This is a genomic window from Nocardioides caeni, from assembly GCF_004912195.1.
Lineage (GTDB): Bacteria > Actinomycetota > Actinomycetes > Propionibacteriales > Nocardioidaceae > Nocardioides > Nocardioides caeni.
Genome location: NZ_STGW01000020.1, coordinates 19883 through 40518, shown reverse-complemented (window position 1 = coordinate 40518; position 20636 = coordinate 19883). Strand labels below are relative to the sequence as shown.

The 20636-nt window shown below is 70.6% G+C and carries 17 protein-coding genes; 8 read left to right on the top strand and 9 right to left on the bottom strand.

Going from position 1 to position 20636, the window contains the following annotated elements:
- Positions 1–315 (bottom strand): molybdopterin-dependent oxidoreductase (locus E9934_RS18325; RefSeq protein ID WP_238695049.1); only part of this gene is annotated, 315 nt, incomplete at its 3' end.
- Between the two features lie 122 nt (positions 316–437).
- Here E9934_RS18325 and gdhA point away from each other — a divergent pair.
- Positions 438–1778 (top strand): NADP-specific glutamate dehydrogenase, encoded by a 1341-nt coding sequence (gdhA, locus tag E9934_RS18320; RefSeq protein WP_136564354.1) that lies wholly within the window; start codon positions 438–440, stop codon positions 1776–1778.
- A gap of 184 nt (positions 1779–1962) precedes the next feature.
- On the opposite strand, the gene E9934_RS18315 is transcribed toward gdhA, so the two are convergent.
- Entirely contained in the window at positions 1963–3546 is a 1584-nt protein-coding gene (locus E9934_RS18315) for an MFS transporter (RefSeq protein WP_136564350.1), read from the bottom strand.
- A 293-nt stretch (positions 3547–3839) separates the two neighbouring features.
- Here E9934_RS18315 and E9934_RS18310 point away from each other — a divergent pair, with 293 nt between their 5' ends.
- Positions 3840–4388 carry a Uma2 family endonuclease gene (locus E9934_RS18310; RefSeq protein WP_136564349.1) on the top strand — a complete coding sequence of 183 codons (549 nt, stop codon included), beginning with the start codon at positions 3840–3842 and terminating at the stop codon, positions 4386–4388.
- Here E9934_RS18310 and E9934_RS18305 read toward each other — a convergent pair.
- From E9934_RS18305 to E9934_RS18285, 5 genes are read right to left on the bottom strand one after another with little or no spacing between them, the layout of a single operon-like run.
- The gene (locus tag E9934_RS18305; RefSeq protein ID WP_158295062.1) at positions 4371–4916 is read right to left on the bottom strand and encodes a GNAT family N-acetyltransferase; all 546 of its coding nucleotides are present in this window, start codon (positions 4914–4916) and stop codon (positions 4371–4373) included. The two genes, E9934_RS18310 and E9934_RS18305, sit on opposite strands and share 18 nt — an antisense overlap.
- Positions 4913–6898 (bottom strand): penicillin acylase family protein, encoded by a 1986-nt coding sequence (locus tag E9934_RS18300; RefSeq protein WP_136564347.1) that lies wholly within the window; start codon positions 6896–6898, stop codon positions 4913–4915. The genes E9934_RS18305 and E9934_RS18300 overlap by 4 nt, the downstream gene beginning before the upstream one ends.
- Complete coding sequence (locus E9934_RS18295; protein ID WP_136564346.1) at positions 6895–9297, bottom strand: GNAT family N-acetyltransferase; 2403 nt, start codon at positions 9295–9297, stop codon at positions 6895–6897. Before E9934_RS18295 ends, E9934_RS18300 begins: the two co-directional genes overlap by 4 nt.
- Entirely contained in the window at positions 9294–10625 is a 1332-nt protein-coding gene (locus E9934_RS18290; RefSeq protein WP_136564345.1) for a lysine N(6)-hydroxylase/L-ornithine N(5)-oxygenase family protein, read from the bottom strand. The genes E9934_RS18295 and E9934_RS18290 overlap by 4 nt, the downstream gene beginning before the upstream one ends.
- Complete coding sequence (locus E9934_RS18285) at positions 10622–12136, bottom strand: pyridoxal phosphate-dependent decarboxylase family protein (RefSeq protein WP_275106651.1); 1515 nt, start codon at positions 12134–12136, stop codon at positions 10622–10624. The genes E9934_RS18290 and E9934_RS18285 overlap by 4 nt, the downstream gene beginning before the upstream one ends.
- A gap of 249 nt (positions 12137–12385) precedes the next feature.
- Here E9934_RS18285 and E9934_RS18280 point away from each other — a divergent pair, with 249 nt between their 5' ends.
- The 4 genes from E9934_RS18280 to E9934_RS18265 all read left to right on the top strand — a co-directional run bounded on the left by E9934_RS18280 (position 12386) and on the right by E9934_RS18265 (position 17232).
- Complete coding sequence (locus E9934_RS18280) at positions 12386–12769, top strand: DUF485 domain-containing protein (protein WP_202977381.1); 384 nt, start codon at positions 12386–12388, stop codon at positions 12767–12769.
- A complete protein-coding gene (locus E9934_RS18275) occupies positions 12769–14412 on the top strand; it encodes a solute symporter family protein (RefSeq protein ID WP_136564344.1) in 1644 nt (547 codons plus the stop codon). Before E9934_RS18280 ends, E9934_RS18275 begins: the two co-directional genes overlap by 1 nt.
- 218 nt (positions 14413–14630) lie before the next feature.
- Positions 14631–16634, top strand: a complete 2004-nt coding sequence (acs, locus tag E9934_RS18270; RefSeq protein ID WP_136564343.1) for an acetate--CoA ligase — start codon at positions 14631–14633, stop codon at positions 16632–16634.
- A 178-nt stretch (positions 16635–16812) separates the two neighbouring features.
- Positions 16813–17232, top strand: coding sequence for a pyridoxamine 5'-phosphate oxidase family protein (locus tag E9934_RS18265; RefSeq protein WP_238695048.1), 420 nt, complete (start codon positions 16813–16815; stop codon positions 17230–17232).
- On the opposite strand, the gene E9934_RS18260 is transcribed toward E9934_RS18265, so the two are convergent.
- Positions 17221–17535 (bottom strand): hypothetical protein, encoded by a 315-nt coding sequence (locus tag E9934_RS18260; protein WP_136564342.1) that lies wholly within the window; start codon positions 17533–17535, stop codon positions 17221–17223. The genes E9934_RS18265 and E9934_RS18260 overlap by 12 nt on opposite strands.
- 66 nt (positions 17536–17601) lie before the next feature.
- Entirely contained in the window at positions 17602–18978 is a 1377-nt protein-coding gene (gene nhaA / locus E9934_RS18255) for a Na+/H+ antiporter NhaA (protein ID WP_136564341.1), read from the bottom strand.
- A 274-nt stretch (positions 18979–19252) separates the two neighbouring features.
- Here nhaA and E9934_RS18250 point away from each other — a divergent pair, with 274 nt between their 5' ends.
- On the top strand, positions 19253–19654 hold the full coding sequence (locus E9934_RS18250) for a phage holin family protein (protein ID WP_136564340.1): 402 nt from the start codon (positions 19253–19255) through the stop codon (positions 19652–19654).
- 25 nt (positions 19655–19679) lie between these two features.
- On the top strand, positions 19680–20546 hold the full coding sequence (locus tag E9934_RS18245) for a fructosamine kinase family protein (RefSeq protein ID WP_136564339.1): 867 nt from the start codon (positions 19680–19682) through the stop codon (positions 20544–20546).
- The last annotated feature ends 90 nt before the right edge of the window (positions 20547–20636 follow it).

Sequence of the window (20636 nt, the reverse complement as noted above, 5' to 3'; positions counted from 1 at the left end):
GACGGCGACGGCGTCATTGCCGCGCTCGAGCTGGAGCTCGCGGATCCGGTCGGCCACGAGGTCGAGAGCCTCGTCCCACCCGACGGCCCGCAGCTCGCCGGTGTCGCGGTCGCGCACCATCGGGCTGGTGATCCGCTCCCGCGAGCCGCGCAGCTCGCCGGAGGTCCAGCCCTTGCGGCACATGGCGCCCTCGTTGACCGGGAACTCCTCCCAGGCGCCGATCTCGATGCCCGCGCGACCCTTGCGTGCGACCTTCATGCCGCACTGCAGGCTGCAGTAGGGGCAGTGGGTTCGCACGGCGGAGGTGTCGCTCACCTGCCCATTGGACCCGGTCGACATTTCGGGTCGCGGTCGACCGCGCGCACGCGGGCGTCAACGAGTTCTCACGACCTCACGAACGGGCTGAGAGGGGTCGATGAGACCGTAGGGCGGTGACCCTGAACGCGACCCTGCAGCCGATCTTCGACGAGGTGCTCTCCCGCAACCCCGGCGAGACCGAGTTCCACCAGGCCGCCAGCGAGCTGCTCGACAGCCTCGATCCCGTCGTCCGGCTCCACCCGGAGTACGCCGACGCCGCGATCATCCGCCGCGTGTGCGAGCCCGAACGCCAGATCATCTTCCGGGTCCCGTGGGTCGACGATGCCGGCCGGGTGCAGCTCAACCGCGGCTTCCGGGTCGAGTTCAACTCCGCGCTCGGCCCGTTCAAGGGCGGGCTGCGCTTCCACCCGTCGGTCTATCTCGGCATCGTGAAGTTCCTCGGCTTCGAGCAGATCTTCAAGAACGCCCTGACCGGCATGCCGATCGGCGGCGGCAAGGGCGGCAGCGACTTCGACCCCAAGGGCCGCTCCGACGGCGAGATCATGCGCTTCTGCCAGTCGTTCATGACCGAGCTCTATCGCCACATCGGCGAATACACCGACGTCCCCGCCGGCGACATCGGCGTGGGCGGCCGCGAGATCGGCTACATGTTCGGGCAGTACAAGCGTATCACCAACCGCTACGAGTCCGGCGTGCTGACCGGCAAGGGCATCAGCTGGGGCGGATCGCTGGTCCGCACCGAGGCCACCGGCTACGGCACGGTCTTCTTCGCCAACGAGATCCTCCGCACCCGTGGCTCGTCCTTCGACGGCAAGCGTGTCGTCGTCTCCGGGTCGGGCAACGTCGCGATCCACGCCGCCGAGAAGGCCGCCGCGTTCGGCGCCACCGTCATCGCCTGCTCCGACTCCGGCGGCTACGTCGTCGAGGAGACGGGGCTCGACATCGAGCTGCTCAAGGACGTCAAGGAGACGCGACGCGAGCGCCTGACGTCGTACGCCGAGGAGCGGGGCGGCAGCGCCCGCCACATCGCCGGCGGGTCGATCTGGGACGTGCCCTGCGACATCGCGCTGCCCTGCGCCACCCAGAACGAGCTGGACGAGAAGGCCGCGGTCACCCTCGTCGGCAACGGCTGCACGGTCGTGGCCGAGGGCGCCAACATGCCCTGCACCCCCGACGCGGTCCGGGTCCTCACCGACGCGGGCGTGGCCTTCGCGCCCGGCAAGGCCGCCAACGCCGGCGGGGTCGCGACGAGCGCCCTGGAGATGCAGCAGAACGCCTCGCGCGACTCGTGGTCGTTCGAGCACACCGAGGCGCGGCTGGCCGAGATCATGACCGCCATCCACGACCGCTGCCTGGAGACGGCCGATGCCTACGGGTCTCCCGGCAGCTACGTCGACGGCGCCAACATCGCCGGCTTCATCCGCGTCGCCGACGCGATGCTCGCCCTCGGCGTGATCTGAGATTCCGCCGGTCGACACCCTCCGATGGTTGAGGTGCGAGGAGCGCGCGCTTGTCCTGAGGTGCGAGCGCCAGCGAGCCTCGAAGGGACGAGCCTCGAAACCACCGGGCCCACCTCCGCCAGGTGAGCACAGGGGTTTCGAGGCCACTCGCTCGTTCCTCGCTCGCGGCACCCCAACCAGCGAGTCAGACTCCGACGTACCCACTGTCGGCGGCGGCGCCCTTCCGCCTGCGGAGGTAGACCGTGAAGGTCACCACCAGGCACACCACGTAGAACGCGGTGAAGATCGTGAAGGCGCTCCTGGTCGCGTCGAGCGGCGCGGTGACCCACGGGCTGTTGAAGGTGATCGGGATGAGGAAGCCGCCGATCGCGCCGACCGCGCCGATGATGCCGACGGCGGCGGACGACTTCTTGGTGGCGTCGAGGACGGCGAGCTCTCGCTCGGGGCTGCCCTCGGCGGTCGCGACGACGGCGTCCTTGCGGAAGATCGCCGGGATCATCTTGTAGGTCGAGCCGTTGCCGATCCCGGTGCAGGCGAAGACGAAGAGGAAGATGCCGAGGAAGACCGGGAACACGTCGGCGTTGTTCTCGACGGCGGCACGCACGCTGTCGGGGTAGGAGAAGGCGGCCGGGTCGGCGGCGATCGCGGCGAGGGCGGCCTTGTCGGGTGCCGGGGGCAGCTCCTGCAGTTGACCCAGCGTGAGCAGGATGCCGAGCGTGCCGAGCACGAGGCCGCCGAACGCCAGGACCGTGATCCGGGCGCCGCCGAAGCGGTCGGCGAGGTGGCCGCCGAGCGGTCGGGCGACGGATCCGACGAGGGCTCCGAGGAAGGCGTAGAAGGCGAAGTTGATGCCGATGCCCTCGACGGCCGGGACGGGCTGGCGCCAGAAGTTGAGCTTGATCAGCAGCGGCATGGCGGCGGAGTAGCCGATGAAGGAGCCGAACGTGCCGATGTAGAGCAGCGACATCACCCACGTGTGCCGGTGCTTGAGCACGCTGAGCTGCTGCTTGGTGTCGGTGCGCGCGTTGGAGAGGTTGTCCATGAAGAAGAAGGCGGCGAGCACGGCGACGACCGCGAGACCCGCATAGACCCAGGCGGCGCGCTGGAGGTGGATGCCACCCTCGGACGCCTTGACGAGGCCGAAGATGCCGGCGCCACCGACGATGACGGGCAGGAAGAGCTGGATGATCGCGACGCCGAGATTGCCGCCGGCGGCGTTGAGGCCGAGCGCGGCTCCCTTGAGGTGGGCGGGGTAGAAGAAGTTGATGTTGGCCATCGAGCTGGCGAAGTTGCCGCCGCCGAAGCCGGCGGTCGCGGCGATCACGCAGAAGACCCAGTACGGCGTGCCGGGCTGGGTGACGGCGTAGGCGAACGACAACGTCGGGATCAGCAGCAGCCCGGCGCTGATCATCGTCCAGTTGCGTCCGCCGAACCGGCCGACCGCGAGGGTGTAGGGCACCCGGATCAGTGCACCCACCAGGTTGGGGATCGCGACCAGGAAGAACAGCTGCGACGGGGTGAAGGCGAAGCCCTGTGCCACCAGGAAGACCGACGAGACGCTCCAGATCAGCCAGACCGAGAAGCCGAGGTGCTCGGCGAAGATCGACCAGATCAGGTTGCGCTTGGCGATCGGCGCGGCCGTCGACTCCCAGAACTCCGGGTCCTCGGGACGCCAGTCATCGATCCAGCGCCCACCGCGGCGCTGCGCGGCGGGGGCGGTCGGCGCAGCGACGACGGACTCGTCGGGGCCGTTGGTGGTGAGGGTCATGACGCAGGCTCCTCGCGGGTGCCGGTCGTCGAGGAGCTTGCGCAGCAAACGTCTCGAGACGCCGGGAATCGGATGATGACCCCGATCCTGTGCGCCGCTCGTTTCGCACCGGCGTGCCTGCCGATTTCATTGCGTCAACTCGATCTCACGGGCTCACGGACCTCACGGGCTCACCCGCTGTGGAGGACGGCGGTGCCGGACCTGCCTGCTGCGTAGCCTCGTTTCGCTTCTCCATCTCGGGAGCGGCGTGCACACTGGAGGAGTTGGATGTGTCGATTCGTCAGGATCAGGCCATGGAGACCATTTACCCCACCCGCTTCGAGCGTCGGCCGATGTCTCGCGCCGAGTTCGACCGGCTGCCGGAGAAGGTCCGCGCCGAGTACGTCGACGGAGTGGCGCTGATGAGTCCGCCGGCCCGCGGCGACCACAACGGCGTCGGCCTGGAGATCGCGATCGCCCTGCGTCAGGCGTTCCCTGAGGCGATCGTCCGCTACGACCGCGGCGTGGACCTGCCGACCGGCTCGCTGCGCGTCCCCGACGTCGCCGTCCAGGTCGTCCGCGACGACGACGTGTGGTCACCGAACCTCCCGGTGCTCGTGGTGGAGATCCTCTCCCGTTGGACCCGGGCCGAGGACCTCTATCGCAAGACCGACGACTACCGCCTCTCCGGCATCGCGCACTACTGGATCGTGGACCGGACGGCCCGCACCCTGACCGTGCTGATCAACGCCGGCGACCGCTGGGAGATCGGCCTGAGCCTGACCGACGACGAACCGACCGGCGCCGTCGCGGTCACAGACCTCGGCTCGATCGAGCTGGACCTGTCAGCACTGCTCGCCTGAGCTGGCCACATCCAGCGCCCGCTGGCGGTCGAAGAAGTAGAACTGCGCCGGCTTCTCGCTGATCGAGGTCCGCAGGTCGACCAGCGGGCCGCGCTCCGCGCCCAGCCTGTCCAGCAGGGCCAGGGACGCCTCGTTGCGGGCATCGGGCTCCAGCACGAGGCGCTGCATGCCGGGCAGGGCGGTGAGGAAGCGGAAGCCCGCGGCGAGCACCTCCGCCGTACGCCCGATCCGGGCGGGGTCGTCGGAGAGCAGCAGGTGCACCCCGACGTCGCCGGGGCGGCGGTCATAGAACGCCCCGATCTCGTCGACCTCCGGGTCGTAGGTCTGCAGCAGGCCGACCGGGGCCGCGTCGACCTCGAAGACGTAGGACGCGAGATGATCCTGCTCGTCGATGTAGCCGTAGATCTGGGCGACGTCCTCCACGCCCAGGTCGCCCATCCCCCAGAAGGAGGCGCGGTCGGCGACCACCCACCTGGTGATGGTCGGCGCGTCGGCTGCCGGATCGACGGGGCGCAGGCTCACGTTCACGGGTTCTCCTGGGGGCGGACGTCGTGGCGCTCGAGCGGCAGGACGCCGCCGGCAACCCAGACGGCCTGCTGGTCGTGGTGGTGGGGGTCGGCGGGCTCCCCCGCGGCGCCGAGGGGGACGACCCAACGGCTGTCACCGGCGAGGTCGAAGACGTAGCGGGCGACGGGGCCCTGGACGCAGGGTCCCCGCCCACCGAGCGACTTGGTGGCGAGGACGCAGTCGTCGTCGCCGGGGACCGGCAGCGACGGAGCGGCCGGCAGACCGTCGGGCAGCGGGAGCCCGAACTGGTGGTGCGGGGTCAACGGGAGTACGACGTGCCACTCACCCCACGGCGCCGGGTCGGGCCCGGCCGCCACCTCCTCGAGCGCGGCGGCCACGAGGGCACGGGGATCGAGCCCGAAGGGTCGGTCGGCGGCCAGCAGGTTGGGCAGGCACAGCCGGACCCGGCCGCGCAGGTCGAACCAGGGCGCGAACAGCTCACCGTGGGGCGAGCCGTCGAGTCCGGCGAGGGCGGGGGCGGCGGCGAAGGCGTCCACGACCGCCGCACGCACCTCGGCGAAGCGGGCGGCGTCGACGCTGCCGACCGCCATCGACCGGTCCCAGACGAGCAGCCGGTCGCGCAGCGCGGTCGCGGCCGGCCCCAGCCCGGTCAGTGAGCCGACGAGGTCGAGCAGGGCGGTGCCGGCGTTCTGCCGGTCGTCGGCCAGGACGGCCGCTGCGGCGTCCACCGCGAGTGGCCCCTCGGCGAGGCGCTCGGCCAGCAGCTGCTCGATCCGCCGCGCCCGATGGGGCGGCGCGAAGTCGCTGCCGATCCGGGAGAACTCCGTGGTGGCGCGGTGGTTGGCGGTCACGAGCACGTCGCCGGTCCGGCGCGGGAGGTCCTCGACCCAGCCTGTCCACCGCCGATCGGCGTCACGCTGGGGGACCCGCCCGACCACTCGGTGCTCCACGACGCCGCCCCGGTCGGCCACCAGCAGGTTGTTGACCGGCCCGACCCAGCGGCCGAAGGCGGCCGTCACGTCGTCGGCGCTGCGCGACCGCAGCAGGTCGACGACGGCGTCGAGGCCGAGGTCACCCAGCACCCAGGACGGCGAGCGGAGACTGTAGGACGCCGCGCCGTCCTCGCCGTCCTCGCCGTCCTCGCCGGCGTCGTGGAGGACGACCGGCCCGTGGTCGGTCTCCGCGAGCTCGATGTCGATGGCCTGCAGCGAGCCGTCGTCCTGCCGGACCCGCACGGTCGTGCGCTCCCGCCGGACCATGTCGCCCGCAACCACCGGGCGGATGTCCTCGTCGTCGGCGACCGCGTTGGTGATCGCCCAGGCAACCTCCCCGGCGTGCGCGAAGTGCTGGACCCCCGGCAGCCCGGGGAAGGTGAAGCCGGCGACGTCGAAGGAGTCGGCGGGGTCGGTGCAGACGAGGCGCACCTGGGCGTAGCAGTTGGGCGCCTCGATGATCCGGTGCGGATCGCCGGCGATCAGCGGCAGCCCGCTCGCGGTCCGCGACCCCGCGACGACGAAGGCGTTGCTGCCGCCGGGCAGCCCCTCGTGGCGGAACAGCGGGAGCCACTCCGCTGCGGCCGAGGCGGCGAGGTGGCGACGCCACAGCTGACTCGGGAAGCCCGAGAACAGCACGTGCTGCACGGCGAAGACGGCCAACGGCGTCCATGCCTCCCAGCGCCGGTCGCGGTCGAGGACCTCGTTGAGCCCTTCGACGTACGCACCGAAGAAGGCGACGCTCTCCCCGGACAGCGCGGCGTGCGCCCGCTGCGCTGTGCGGACCAGTTGAGCCCGGCGCGCGAAGACGTCCCACTCCAGCGCGGCGGCACCGTAGACCTCGGCGCAGGTCCCCTCCGCGCGCCGGCGCTCCAGCTCGAGCTGCCCGGCGCGGTCCGCGGCCATGGCTCGCCCCTGCGCCCGCGCCACCTCCAGCAGCGAGCCGGCGACGACCGTGGGGATTCCCCAGCGATCACGGGTGATGCTCATGGGTGAGGGCTCTCGCCGTCCGGGCGCGCGATCGGGTTGCGCAGGGTGCCGGCGAAGATCAGCGACTCGGCCTGGTCCGTCAGGTCCACCATCTGCAGAGTGTTGCGCAGCTGGAGGCGGTTGAGGCAGCTGTGCCGGAAGCGGGGCCGGAGCAGGTCGTAGCGCTCGGCGGCGTCCGCCAGCTCGGGGTGGTCGGCCGCGTGGGCCTCCACGGTCTCCCGCACCAGGTCCCAGAACTCCTCGCCGGCCAGCACGCCGTCCTCGTCGAGGATCGCTGCGAGGAAGCGCAGCACCCCGTCGAAGACGTCGGTGTGGACGGCGAGCGCCTTCACGTCGTCCGGGAAGTCGCCGCGCACCCGCTCCACCTCGGCCGGCAGCGGCAGGTCGCCCATCACGGCGATCTCCTCGCCGATGTCCTTCATGAACGCTGCGACCGGCACGTGGTCGCGCAGCCGCAGCAGCAGGTTCTCGCCGTGCGGCATGAACGCCAGGTCATAGCGGTGCAGGCAGTGCACGAGCGGACGCAGGTAGGACCGCAGGTAGGACCGCACCCAGTCCGCCGCCGCCAGCGGCGAGGCCTTGATCCACGCGGTCACGAGGGCGTCGCCGTCGGCGTCGCGGTGCAGGAGCGCCGCCATGGTCGTGAGCTGGTCGCCCTCCTCGAGCCGCGGGACCGGACTCTCGCGCCAGAGCGCCGCGATCATCTTGCGGTACGGCGAGGGCGTGGCCAAGCGGTGGAAGGCATCGCCGGTGTAGCCGATCGCCGCGATCTCCCGCAGGATGCCGAACCCGCAGTCCTGCAGCTCCCCGTCGGCAGCGACGGTCTCGGCCACCCAGTCGTTGATCGCCGGCGTCACCGCCATGTAGGCCGGCGAGAGACCGCGGACGAAACCCATGTTCTGGATCGCCAGCGCCGTCTTCACGTAGTGCCGCTCCGGCCGGCTGGCGTTGAAGAAGGTGCGGATCGACTGCTGCGGCCGGTGCTCGTCGCTGCCCTCGCCGAGGTGGACCAGGTCGCGCCGCGCCAGGTCGGGGGCGAACGTGATGGCCAGCTTGTGCGTCCACTGCCAGGGGTGCACGGGCAGGTAGAGGTAGTCGGCAGGATCGAGGTCGAGCGCGCGGAGGGTCGCCTCGAACGAGCTCCGGTCGGCGTCGGTGAGCTCGGCGTCATGGAGCGACTGCTCGGTCTCACCCGCGCCGAGCGAGAGGCGAGTGAGCTCGCGCCGGGCGGCGAGCCAGTGCAGCCGCACGGTGTTGCCGGTCTCGGGCGCATAGGCGACGTAGTCGTCGAGGTCGAAGCCGATCCGACCGTTGTTGGCGACGAAGGCCGGGTGCCCCTCGGTCATCGCCGACTCCAGCTCCTGGTAGCCGGCGTCGACCAGGTCCGCCACCGGCGTCCGGCGGTGCCGCACCTTCCAGGCCGTCGAGGCGAGCGTGGAGGCGATCTCCTCCAGGTAGGTCGGCAGCAGCGCGTCCGGGATCCCCAGGACCGGCGCTAGTTCCGCGATCAGCTCCTGCGCATCGGCGGCCACGACCTCTCCGTCCCGGGTCCGCACGATCGAGGCGGCGTCGACCACCCAGTGCTCCAGCGCGTGCACCCGCGCCGTGAAGTCGTACGACGACGCGTCGGTCTCGACCCGCCACCACCCCTCGCCCCGGTCGGTCGGCGCGATCAGCCGCTCGTGGGAGAACTCGCCCAGCGCCTTGGCCACCAGGTGCCGCTGGGCGCGGTCGAGCAGCTCAGGCGTCAGGTGGTCGGGCGTGAGGTGGTCGGGCGTCTCAATACGCCCGCTCGTTCCTCGCGGGCTGCTCGACGACCGAAGGAGGCTGCCTGTCATCGGTCGACCGACAGCAGCCCCGGCGGGCACCACCATCGGTGCGTCCCAGTCCTCCCGCGGACACACCGAGAGCATCGCGGTCTTGCCGGGCAACGGGATCTCGCGGAGCTCGGTGAAGCCGACGCCGACGTTCTTGTCGCGGATCGGGTGGTTGCGGACGTCGGGCTCGACGACGACCCGGCGCACCGTGGGGTCGTCGAAGCAGAACGCCATCACCGCGTCGAAGACGTCAGTGGTCAGGCCCGCGACCGGTCGGCCGGCCGGCGGTGCGACGAGCACGTGCATCCCGAGGTCGCCGTCGATCAGCTCGGGCAGGTCCGCCAGGCCCGGCGCGCGGCGCGGGTCGTAGGTCTCCACGAGAAAGGTGGGTCGGCCGCCGATCCGGCCGAGCCACGCGTCGTGGTGGTCGGAGGCGACGATGTCGCCGTACTCCGAGCGGACGTCGTCGACGGTCGCGTCCTGCATCATCCAGAAGGACGAGCGCGGGTGGGTGACCCACGCGTGCAACAGGTCGAGGTCGCGCTCCAGGTCGAGCGGCTCGATCGTGATGTCGCTCCTCATCGGGTGGCCTCCTCGGCCTCGAGCGCCATCGGGCGGCGCAGGTGGTCGGGCACCCCGAAGGTCTGCACGGCGATCCGCTTCTCCAGGGGGTAGGCCTCGCGGCCGAGCATCGCGGCGATGATCACCGAGTTGCGGTAGGGGCCCATGCCGAGGTCGGGGGCGAGCAGGGAGTGCGTGTGCTCCTCGGCGTTCTGGACGAACACCTCACCACCGACGACGTCGACGGAGTAGTCGGCGGCGACGTCGTAGCGGCCGCGCGCGTCGCGGCGGATCCGGTCGGCGATGCCGTCGAGGAAGGACGGCTCCGTCGGCGCGTAGCCGGTGGCGAGCACCAGACCGCCCGTGGTGAGACCGAACGACTCGCCCGTCTCGGTGTGCAGCAGGTCGAGCTCGGCGCCGTCCCGGGTGGGCCGCGACGCGCGGACCTCGGTGTGGGTCAGCAGCGTGGTGCGCGGTCCGTCCCCGGTGACCCGCTGCTGGTAGTGCAGGTCGAAGATCGCGTCGACCAGGTCGCCGCTGATGCCCTTGAAGAGGTGCCGCTGGTCGCGGGCCAGCCGGTCGCGCGTCTCCATCGGCAGTGCGCGGTGGTAGGCGCCGTACTCCGGCGAGGTCATCTCGAGGGTGAGCTTGGTGTATTCCATCGGGAAGAACCGCGGGCTGCGGGTGAGCCAGACCAGCTCGTAGGAGTGGTCCGGCGCCTCCGACAGCAGGTCGTGGTAGATCTCGGCCGCGCTCTGGCCGCTGCCGACGATCGTGATCCGCTCCTGCTGCTGCAGCGCGGCCTTGTGGGCGAGGTAGTCGGCCGAGTGCGTGGTGTGCGCCCGCCCGGCGACCGCGTCGAGCGCGTCGGGCACCCGCGGCGACGTGCCGATGCCCAGCACCAGGCGCCTCGTGCGCCGGGTCTCGCCGGAGTCGCAGCGCACGACGTACGCCGCCCCGTCGTGCTCGACGCTCGTGACCCGCTGCCCGAAGTGGATGCTGTCGAGCCGCTCGGCGACCCAGCGGCAGTAGTCGTCGTACTCCCGGCGCAGCGGGTAGAAGCTCTCGCGGATGTAGAACGGGTAGAGGTGCCCGGACTGCTTGAGGTAGTTGAGGAAGGACCAGCGCGAGGTCGGGTCGGCCATCGTCACCAGGTCCGCGAGGAAGGGCACCTGCAGGGTCGCGTCGTCGAGCAGCATCCCGGGATGCCAGTCGAAGCCGTCGCGTGCCTCGAGGAAGACACCGTCCAGCTCTGGTGACACGTCGCTGCCGCGCAGCGGATCGGCGAGGGCGGCGAGACCGAGGTTGAAGGGGCCGAGCCCGATGCCGATGAAGTCGTGGGTGATCACCGGACCGCCTCCGCACGCAGGGCCACCAGGTCTCGCGGCGCTTGCTGCGCAAGCTCCTCGACCACCGGACAGACCTCGTCGACCAGGCGGGCACCGAAGGCCCGCACCGTGTCGAGCACGCCGACGATGTCGTCGACGGTGGCCATCGGGTTGAGCAGCGTGAGCTTGAGGTGCTGTACGCCATCGACCTTGGTGGCGGCCACCATCGCGGCGCCGGAGGCGTAGAGCTCGTCACGGATGCGGTTGTTGAGCTGCGCGAGCCGGGCCTCGTCGAGCAACCGGTCGGTCGGCACGTAGCGGAAGACGAGGGTGCTGAGCTCGGGAGCGGCCGCGATCTCGAGGTCCGGCTCGCCGGCCGTCTGACGGTGGACCGACCCGGCGAGGTCGATGACGGCGTCGACGTACTCCCCCAGCAGGTCGGGCCCCATCGACCGCAGCGTCAGCCACAGCTTGAGGGCGTCGAAGCGGCGCGTGGTCTGCAGGCTCTTGTCGACCTGGTTGGGGGTGGTCGCCTCGCGCGGGTTGAGGTAGTCGGCGTGCCACCGAGCGGGCGCGAGGGTCGCCCCGTCGCGCACGATGATCGCGCTGGAGGAGACCGGCTGGAAGAACGTCTTGTGGTAGTCGACGGTCACCGAGTCGGCGCGGTCGATGCCGTCCAGCAGGTGCCGACGCCGCGGCGACACCAGCAGGCCGCCGCCGTAGGCCGCGTCGACGTGGAGCCAGGCATCGTAGGCCCGGGCGAGATCGGCGATCCGCGGCAGCGGGTCGATCGCGCCGAAGTCGGTGGTTCCGGCCGTCGCGACGATCGCCATCGGGACCAGCCCGAGGTCGACGCACGCGCCGAGCGAGCGGCGCAGCGCCTCGGGGTCCATCCGGTGCCGGTCGTCGGTGGGGACGCTGACCACCGACTCGTCGCCGAGGCCGAGCAGCCGGGCCGACTTCTGCACCGAGAAGTGGCTCTCGGCCGACGCGAGGATGCGCAGCCGCTCGGAGCGCAGGCCCTCGTGGCGCCCGCGGGCCAGCAGCAGGCCCTGCAGGTTGGACTGGCTGCCGCCGCTGGTGAACACGCCGTCGGGGACGTGGTCGCCGCCACCGAACCCGATGCGCTGGGCGGTCCAGTCGATCAGGCGGCGCTCGATGAAGGTGCCGCCGACACTCTGGTCGAAGGTGTCCAGCGAGCTGTTGACCGAGGCGACGAAGAGCTCCGCCAGGAGCGCTGGTACGACGACCGGGCAGTTGAGGTGGGCGGCATAGCGCGGCTCGTGGAACCACACGGCGTCGTCCAGCCACAGTGTCGACATCTCCGCGAGCACCTCGTCGACGTCACCGAGCGGGCGGTCGAGGTCGACCGCGTCGACCCGGGCCGCGGCCTCGTCCGGACCGGTGCCGGTGGCCGGTCGGTCGACGCCCTTGAGGTGGCGGAGGAGGTGGTCCATGCCGGCGCCGAGCGACGCGGCGTAGTGGTCCGCGTTGGCCGGGTGGAAGACATGGTGTAGCGGGAGCTGGGGCATGGCGAGAACTCCTGAGATCCGAGACAGGTAAGGCTTACCTAATCAGAACGGAGATGGTCTGTCACGGCGACGACCTGTGGGCCCCCTCACATCCAACGACCGTTGGTCGCGGCGGACCGACCGCTCATCGACAACCGGTCCCCGCTGGGCGCGCCACCGGACCGCACCCCTCCCGGCGCGGACCGGGGCGCTCCTAGCGTCGGAACGTCCGTGACCGCGGTCACATCACCGATCCCGAGGAGGCCCGTCGTGTCATCCGACCTCTCGCCCCACGACGCAGACGACGTGGCGGCCCGCCACGATCCGGCGTACGACGAGCTGCACGCCAGCGCCGAGTTCGCCGAGCTCCGCAGGCGCTACCGCAGTTTCGTGTTCCCCGCGACGATCGCCTTCCTGGCCTGGTACCTGCTCTACGTCGTCCTCTCCAACTGGGGTGGCGACTTCATGGCCACCAAGGTCGTCGGCAACATCAACGTCGCCCTCGTCTTCGGGCTGCTGCAGTTCGTGACGACCTTCGCGATCGCGTGGCTCTACAGCCGCTACTCGACCGACAAGCTCGACCCCCTGGCCCGTGAGCTCGACGAGCGCTTCGTCGAGCTGACCAGCCGGTCCGGACACGGAGGCAAGCACTGATGGACCACCAGGCACTCACCACGATCCTCTTCCTCAGCGTCGTCGCGCTGACCCTCGCCATCACGATCTGGGCCAGCCGCAACACCAAGAGCGCGGCGGACTACTACGCCGGCGGCCGGTCGTTCTCCGGCGTGCAGAACGGTCTCGCCATCGGTGGCGACTACATGTCGGCGGCGTCCTTCCTCGGCATCTCCGGCGCCATCGCGATCTACGGCTACGACGGCTTCCTCTACTCCATCGGCTTCCTCGTCGCCTGGCTGGTCGCACTGCTCCTCGTCGCCGAGATGCTGCGCAACTCCGGCAAGTTCACGATGGCCGACCAGCTCGCCTACCGGATGCGGCAGCGCCCCGTCCGCACGGCGGCCGCCACGTCGACCGTCGTGGTCTCGATCTTCTACCTGCTCGCCCAGATGGTCGGTGCCGGCGCCCTCGTCGCGCTGCTGCTCGGCGTCGACAGCCAGGCCGTGAAGAACCTCGTCATCCTCGGCGTCGGCGTGCTGATGATCTTCTACGTCACCGTCGGCGGCATGAAGGGCACCACCTGGGTGCAGATCGTCAAGGCCGTCCTGCTGATGGCGGGCTCCGCGCTCATCGTCGTGATGGTGCTGGCGAAGTTCGACTTCAACCTCTCCGAGCTGCTGGGCTCCGCGGCGCAGGCCTACGGCGAGCGTCCGGACAACAAGGGTGCGTCGTCGTTCCTCGAGCCCGGACTGCAGTACGGCGCCGACCTCACCAGCAAGCTGAACTTCCTCAGCCTCGGCCTCGCGCTCGTACTCGGCACCGCCGGCCTGCCGCACATCCTCATCCGCTTCTACACGGTGCCGACGTCGCGCGACGCCCGGAAGTCGGTGCTGTGGGCGATCGGCCTCATCGGTGTCTTCTACCTCTTCACGCTGGTCCTCGGCTTCGGCGCCGCGGCCCTGCTGAAGGGTGACGACTTCGCCCCGGTGAAGGAGTCGAAGGGCAACCTGGCCTCGCCACTGCTCGCCGAGGCCGTCGGCGGCGGCTCCGGCTCGACGGGTGGCGCGATCCTGCTGGCCGTGATCGCGGCGGTCGCCTTCGCCACCATCCTCGCGGTGGTCGCGGGCCTCACGCTGGCGTCGTCGACGTCGGTGGCCCACGACCTCTACAACAACGTCCTCCGCAAGGGGAAGGCCACGGAGAAGGAGGAGCTGCGGATGACGCGGATCGCCGCCGGCACCATCGGCCTCATCGCGATCATCCTGGCCATCCCGGCGCAGAACCTCAACATCGCCTTCCTCGTCGCGCTGGCGTTCGCGGTCGCGGCCTCGGCCAACCTGCCGTCGATCGTCTACAACATGTTCTGGCGACGCTTCAACACCCGCGGTGCGGTGTGGAGCATCTACGGCGGCCTGCTCTCGGCGATCACGCTGGTGTTCTTCTCGCCGGTGGTCTCCGGCCAGCTCAACGCCGACGGAACCAACGCCGCCCTCTTCCCCGAGAGCGTCGACTTCAGCTGGTTCCCGCTGGAGAACCCGGGCCTGGTCTCGATCCCGCTCGGCTTCTTCTTCGGCTGGCTCGGCACCGTCACCTCGAAGGAGCCCTCCGCCGAGGAGTGCTTCACCGAGCTCGAGGTCCGCGCCCTCACCGTGGCCGGTGCCGAGCAGGCCGTCGACCACTGACCGAGGCCACCGCTGGTTGAGGTGCGACGAGCGCAGCGAGGAGCCTCGAAACCTCCGGGCCCACCTTGCGTAGGTCGGCACAGAGGTTTCGAGGCCACTCGCTCGTTCCTCGCTCGCGGCACCTCAACCACCGGAGCAACCCCGATGCAACCCCAGGTGACCACACTTCCCGAGGGTCCTAATGTGACCAGTGGCACCCAACCGAGCAGGAGAACACCGTGAGCGACCAGTCGACCGGCCCGTCCTCGACCGAGCAGACCATCTCCAACCTCCTCAAGGAGGAGCGCCGCTTCGAGCCGCCGGCGGACCTCGCGGCGAGCGCCAACGTGACGGCCGACGCCTACGACGCCGCGGCCGCCGACCGGGAGGCCTTCTGGGCCGAGCAGGCCGACCGGCTCACCTGGGCCACGAAGTGGGACCAGGTGCTCGACGACTCGAACCCGCCGTTCTTCAAGTGGTTCACCGGTGGCACCCTCAACGCCTCCTACAACTGCGTCGACCGCCACGTCGAGGCAGGTCGCGGCGACAAGGTCGCGATCCACTGGGTCGGCGAGCCGATCACTGGCGGGGCTGACGACACCCGCGACATCACCTACGCCCAGCTCAAGGACGAGGTCTCCCAGGCCGCCAACGCGCTCACCGCCCTCGGCGTGAGCAAGGGGGACCGGGTCGCGATCTACCTGCCGATGATCCCCGAGGCGATCGTCGCGATGCTGGCCTGCGCGCGCCTCGGCGCCCCGCACACCGTCGTCTTCGGCGGCTTCTCCGCCGACGCCCTCGCCTCCCGCGTCGACGACTGCGAGGCCAAGGTCGTCATCACGTCCGACGGCGGCTACCGCCGCGGCACCCCCTCGGCCCTCAAGCCGGCCGTCGACGAGGCCCGCACCAAGACCGACAAGATCGAGAAGGTGCTGGTCGTCCGTCGTACCGGCCAGGAGGTGGCGTGGGACGACGCCGTCGACGTGTGGTGGCACGACGCCGTCGGGTCCGCCTCGACCGACCACACCCCCGAGGCGTTCGACGCCGAGCACCCGCTCTATGTCATGTACACCTCCGGCACGACCGGCAAGCCCAAGGGCATCCTGCACACGACCGGTGGCTACCTGACCGGCGCGGCCTACACCCACCATGCGGTCTTCGACCTCAAGCCCGAGACCGACGTCTACTGGTGCACCGCCGACGTGGGCTGGGTCACCGGCCACAGCTACATCGCCTACGGACCGCTGGCCAACGGTGTCACCCAGGTGCTCTATGAGGGCACGCCCGACAGCCCGGAGCCCGGCCGCTGGTGGAAGATCATCCAGGACTACGGCGTCACGCTCTTCTACACCGCGCCGACGGCCATCCGCTCGTTCATGAAGCAGGGCAGCGAGGTCCCCGACTCCTTCGACATGTCGTCGCTGCGGATCCTCGGCAGCGTGGGCGAGCCGATCAACCCCGAGGCCTACGTCTGGTACCGCCACGTCATCGGCGGCGACCGTACGCCGGTCGTCGACACCTGGTGGCAGACCGAGACCGGCGCCGTGATGATCTCCCCGCTCCCGGGTGTGACCGCGGGCAAGCCTGGCTCGGCGATGACCCCGATCCCCGGCATCGAGGCCGACGTCGTCGACGACGAGGGCCGCTCCGTGCCCAACGGCTCCGGCGGCTACCTCGTCGTCACCTCGCCGTGGCCGTCCATGCTGCGCACGCTGTGGGGCGACGACGACAGGTACGTCGACACCTACTGGTCGCGCTTCAAGAAGCAGGGCTTCTACTTCGCCGGCGACGGCGCCAAGAAGGACGAGGACGGCGACATCTGGGTCCTCGGCCGCGTCGACGACGTCATGAACGTCTCCGGCCACCGCCTCTCGACCACCGAGATCGAGTCGGCACTGGTGTCCCACCCGAAGGTCGCCGAGTCCGCCGTGGTCGGCGCGACCGACCCCGACACCGGCCAGGCCGTGGTCGCCTACGTCATCCTCCGCAACGAGGCCGGCGATGGTGGGCCCGACATCATCAAGGAACTCTCCGACCACGTCCGCAGCCAGATCGGCCCGATCGCCAAGCCGCGCCAGATCATGATCGTCCCCGAGCTGCCGAAGACCCGCTCCGGCAAGATCATGCGCCGCCTGCTCCGCGACGTCGCCGAGGGCCGCACCGTCGGCGACACGCAGACCCTCGCCGACGCCTCGATCATGGACCTCATCTCGGCCGGCCAGGCGACCTCCACCGAGGACTGATCCTCTGGCCGTCCCGATCGAGGCCGATTCACCACGGTATGTGGGCGAGTCGGCGACGATTCACCACGGTATGTGGGCGAGTGTCCGCTTCTGTAGTGGAGTTCCACACGGGATGCGCCTACTCACCTACATACCGTGGTGAATCCGTTTTCGACCGACCAGCCCCGCCAGGAGTCCCGTGCCCGCCCTGCCGTCGTTCAACTGGACCGACCTGCCCGCCCCGCTCGCGGAGTTCTGGGCGGAATACCACCTCTGCATCCTCAGCACGCTCGACCGGGACGGCGCCCCACACGCCGTCCCGGTCGGCGCGATCCTGGACCCGGCGCAGGGGTGCGCCTGGGTGATCACCCGCCGCGGGTCTCAGAAGGTCGCCAACCTGCGCCGCGACCCCCGTCTGACGATCAGCTCGGTCGACCGGGCCCGCTGGTCCACCCTGGTCGGCACCGCCGAGGTGCTCGAGGACGAGGCGTCGATCGCTCGCGCCTGTGAGCGGTACGCCGCCCGCTACCGGCCGCCGAGCTCCAACCCGGAGCGGGTGGCACTCCGGGTCACCGTCGAGCGGATCCTCGGCTCGGCAGCACTGCTCTCAGCGTCCTGACCCCACGTCCGCCCCACGGGCGTCCTCGATGCGCTTGTCGACGATCTTGTTGACGACGAGCGTCACCGCGGCGATGGCGCCGATCACCTGGTAGAGCGTCAGCAGGCCCGGGTTGCCGATCACGGTGCCGGTCTCGTGGAGACCGAAGATCGCGCCGACGATGTCGGCTCGACTGGTGCAGTCGCCCGTGCAGTAGTAGCCGGGCGCGGTCTCGACGAGCAGGGCCGCGCCGACCATCGCGCCGAGGAGCGCGACGAGGGCGACCGATCCGACGACCTTGGTCGGGGTGAGGTTGCGAAGCATGGCATCGGCCTTTCGGGTGCGGAGGTGGGATGACCTCACGATGACCCGGTGGCCGACGCCCCGACGTCAGCCGTCCGACGTCCGCTCTGTCGGCTCGCCGACACTGCGACCGCTGACGAGCAGCACCACCACACCGACCACGGCGGCCAGGACGGAGGCGATCAGGATGCCCACCTTCGCATCGGCCGTCAGGACCTCGGAGCCGGGGAACGACAGGCCCGCGATGAACAGCGAGACGGTGAATCCGATGCCGGCGACGGCACCGACGCCGACCAGCTGCGACCAGCTGGTGCCCTCGGGCATGCGAGCGAGTCCGAGCCGGATCGCGAGGAAGCAGGCGAGGGCGATGCCGATTGGCTTGCCGATCACCAGGCCGGCGCCGATGCCGAGCGCGACGGTCGACGTGACGGCGTCGCCGAGCACCCCGCCGGTCACCACGACACCGGCGTTGGCGAGCGCGAAGACCGGCAGCACGACGTACGACGACAGCGGGTGGAGGCTCTCCTGCAGCCGCTCGACGACGGGCACCGACTCCTTCATCAAGAAGCGCAGCCGGTGCGACTCCTCGGCGTCCAGGTCCTTGTCGGTGAGCGCCGCGACCGCGTAGTCCTTCGCGACGGAGGCGTCGAGCAGGGCGACGGCGGGCGTGAGCAGTCCGATCGCGACCCCGGCCAGGGTGGCGTGCACGCCGGACTCGAGCAGGGCATACCAGGCGACGACACCGAGCACGACGTAGGCCGGGATGAACCACACCCGCGCCGCTCGCGCGACGGCCATGGCCACGAGGAGCACGACCGCGAGCACGAGCCACTCCAGCGCCACGTCCTCGGTGTAGAAGACCGCGATGACGAGGATGGCGCCGATGTCGTCGACGATCGCGAGCGTCAGCAGGAACAACCGCGCTGCCGAGGGGATCCGACGACCGAGGACGCCCAGCACGCCGACCGCGAAGGCGATGTCGGTCGCCATCGGGATGCCCCACCCGGCGCCGGTGTCACCCCCACCGGCGATGGCGACGTAGATCAGCGCCGGCACCACCATGCCGCCGACGGCGGCGACGATCGGCAGGGCCGCGGTGCGCGGGTCACGCAGGTCGCCGTGGACCAGCTCGTACTTGATCTCCAGGCCCACCACGAAGAAGAAGATCGTCATCAGGCCGTCGTTGACCCAGTGCTGCAGCGACTCCTCCATCCGGAAGTCGCCGAACTCGAAGCCGACCGGCGTGTGCCAGAAGTGGTCGTAGCCCTCGGCCCACCCGTCCACGGGCAGGTTCACCCACAGCAGCGCGACGACCGTCGCCGCCAGCAGCAGGACGGAGCCGGCGGACTCGATGCGGAGGAAGTCGCGCAACGGGCGGGCGACGTACCGCGCGAGAGGCTTGTCGCTGGCCGTCCAGACCGGGCCTTGGCGCCACAGGTCGTGGGGTGGGCGGGCGTCGGACATCGGACCTCCTGGGGTCGTCACGGAGCACAACGCAGCGAGGATCGTCCCGCGCGTGCCGACCAGACTTCCCGGCTCACCTGCCCCCGAGTCTAGCGGTGCGCCGACCTATCCCGCCTGCTGCGCGCCGCGATGCGGCACGCTGGCGGCGCCAGGGACGCTCGGGAGGCGCCCGGCCTGCCATCGCGCCACTGGCTCGCCAGCGCACTCGCCTCACGACGCTCGCGACGGCGCCATAGATCGGCGCATCGCTAGTCGTGTCGGTAAGGTCGGCCCCATGGCCATCGAACGACAGGCGGAAGAGCCCACCATCGGGCGCCTGATCAAGGACGCGCAGACCGACCTCTCGACGCTGGTGCGCAAGGAGATCGAGCTGGCCAAGGCCGAGCTGAAGGTGAGCGTGACCGCGGGTGGCGTCGGACTCGGGCTCGTCGCCGCGGCCGGCTTCCTGCTGGTCCTCGCGATCATCATGTTCTCCGTCGCCGCGGCCTACCTGATCCACTGGAACGGCGACGGGCTCGACCTGCACTGGGCGTTCCTCATCGTGACCGGCTTCTACGTCCTGCTGGCCGTCGTGCTCGTCCTGGTCGCGATCCGCAGCTTCAAGAAGGTCAAGGCACCCGAGCGCGCCATCGAGCAGGGTCGCGAGATCCCGAAGGCGCTCAAGGGCAAGGCCTGACGGGTTCCGCCGGGGGGTGTGAGTGATGACGCGGCAGCCCACGGTCGCCGCCCGAGCTGAGCAGCTCCTGGGCTCGTCGGTCGTCGCCACCAGCCCGGTCGCGGGCGGTGACGTCGCCACGGCGGTCAAGCTGCGCCTCTCCAACGGTCGCACCGCCTTCCTCAAGACGCTCACCAGCGCGCCCCCGCAGTTCTTCCAGCGTGAGGCGGCCGGCCTGCGCTGGCTGGCCGAGACCACCGAAGCCGGCGGCGTCGCGACCCCTGAGGTGCTCGGCGCCGACGACGACTGCCTGATCCTCGCCTGGATCGAGACCGGACGGCCGGGCGCCGAGGCGGCCGGCGCGTTCGGCCGGGCGCTGGCCCGGACCCACCTCGCCGGTGCCGACGGGTTCGGCGCCGAGCACGACGGCTACATCGGTCGTCTGCCGATGCTCAACCGCACCCTCCCGACCTGGGCGGAGTTCCACGCCGAGCGCCGCGTCGCTCCCTACCTCAAGGTGCTGCGCGACAAGGACATGATCAGCGCCGAGGACGCGGCGGTCATCGACACCGCGGCCGCGCGAGCGCCGGAGATCGTCCCCGTCGAGGCCCCCGCCCGGCTGCACGGCGACCTGTGGAACGGCAACGTGCTGTGGACCAACGACGACCGCGTGGTCGTGATCGATCCCGCCGCCTACGCCGGGCACCGCGAGGTCGACCTCGCCATGCTCGCGCTCTTCGGGCTCCCCCAGCTGCCCCAGGTGGTCAGCGCCTACGACGAGGTCGCGCCCCTGGCCGACGGCTGGGAGGACCGGGTGGCCTACCACCAGCTCTTCCCGCTGCTGGTGCACGCCTGCCTCTTCGGCGGGCAGTACGCCGCGCGGGCGGCGCGGCTCGCAGGCCGCTACCTCTGACCTTCCGCAGCCCTGGAGTCCTCTCGCCTTCCGTTGACCAGAGCAAGTCGGGCCAAGCATTCTGGACGCATGTCCACGACGGTCAGCATC

Excerpts from the sequence above, each read along its gene's own strand:
- E9934_RS18315 (WP_136564350.1), bottom strand. The coding sequence starts at position 3,546 with ATGACCCTCACCACCAACGGCCCCGACGAGTCCGTCGTCGCTGCGCCG.
- E9934_RS18310 (WP_136564349.1), top strand. The coding sequence starts at position 3,840 with ATGGAGACCATTTACCCCACCCGCTTCGAGCGTCGGCCGATGTCTCGC.
- E9934_RS18300 (WP_136564347.1), bottom strand. The coding sequence starts at position 6,898 with ATGAGCATCACCCGTGATCGCTGGGGAATCCCCACGGTCGTCGCCGGC.
- E9934_RS18295 (WP_136564346.1), bottom strand. The coding sequence starts at position 9,297 with ATGAGGAGCGACATCACGATCGAGCCGCTCGACCTGGAGCGCGACCTC.
- E9934_RS18285 (WP_275106651.1), bottom strand. The coding sequence starts at position 12,136 with ATGCCCCAGCTCCCGCTACACCATGTCTTCCACCCGGCCAACGCGGAC.
- E9934_RS18275 (WP_136564344.1), top strand. The coding sequence starts at position 12,769 with ATGGACCACCAGGCACTCACCACGATCCTCTTCCTCAGCGTCGTCGCG.
- E9934_RS18260 (WP_136564342.1), bottom strand. The coding sequence starts at position 17,535 with ATGCTTCGCAACCTCACCCCGACCAAGGTCGTCGGATCGGTCGCCCTC.
- nhaA (WP_136564341.1), bottom strand. The coding sequence starts at position 18,978 with ATGTCCGACGCCCGCCCACCCCACGACCTGTGGCGCCAAGGCCCGGTC.
- E9934_RS18250 (WP_136564340.1), top strand. The coding sequence starts at position 19,253 with ATGGCCATCGAACGACAGGCGGAAGAGCCCACCATCGGGCGCCTGATC.
- E9934_RS18245 (WP_136564339.1), top strand. The coding sequence starts at position 19,680 with ATGACGCGGCAGCCCACGGTCGCCGCCCGAGCTGAGCAGCTCCTGGGC.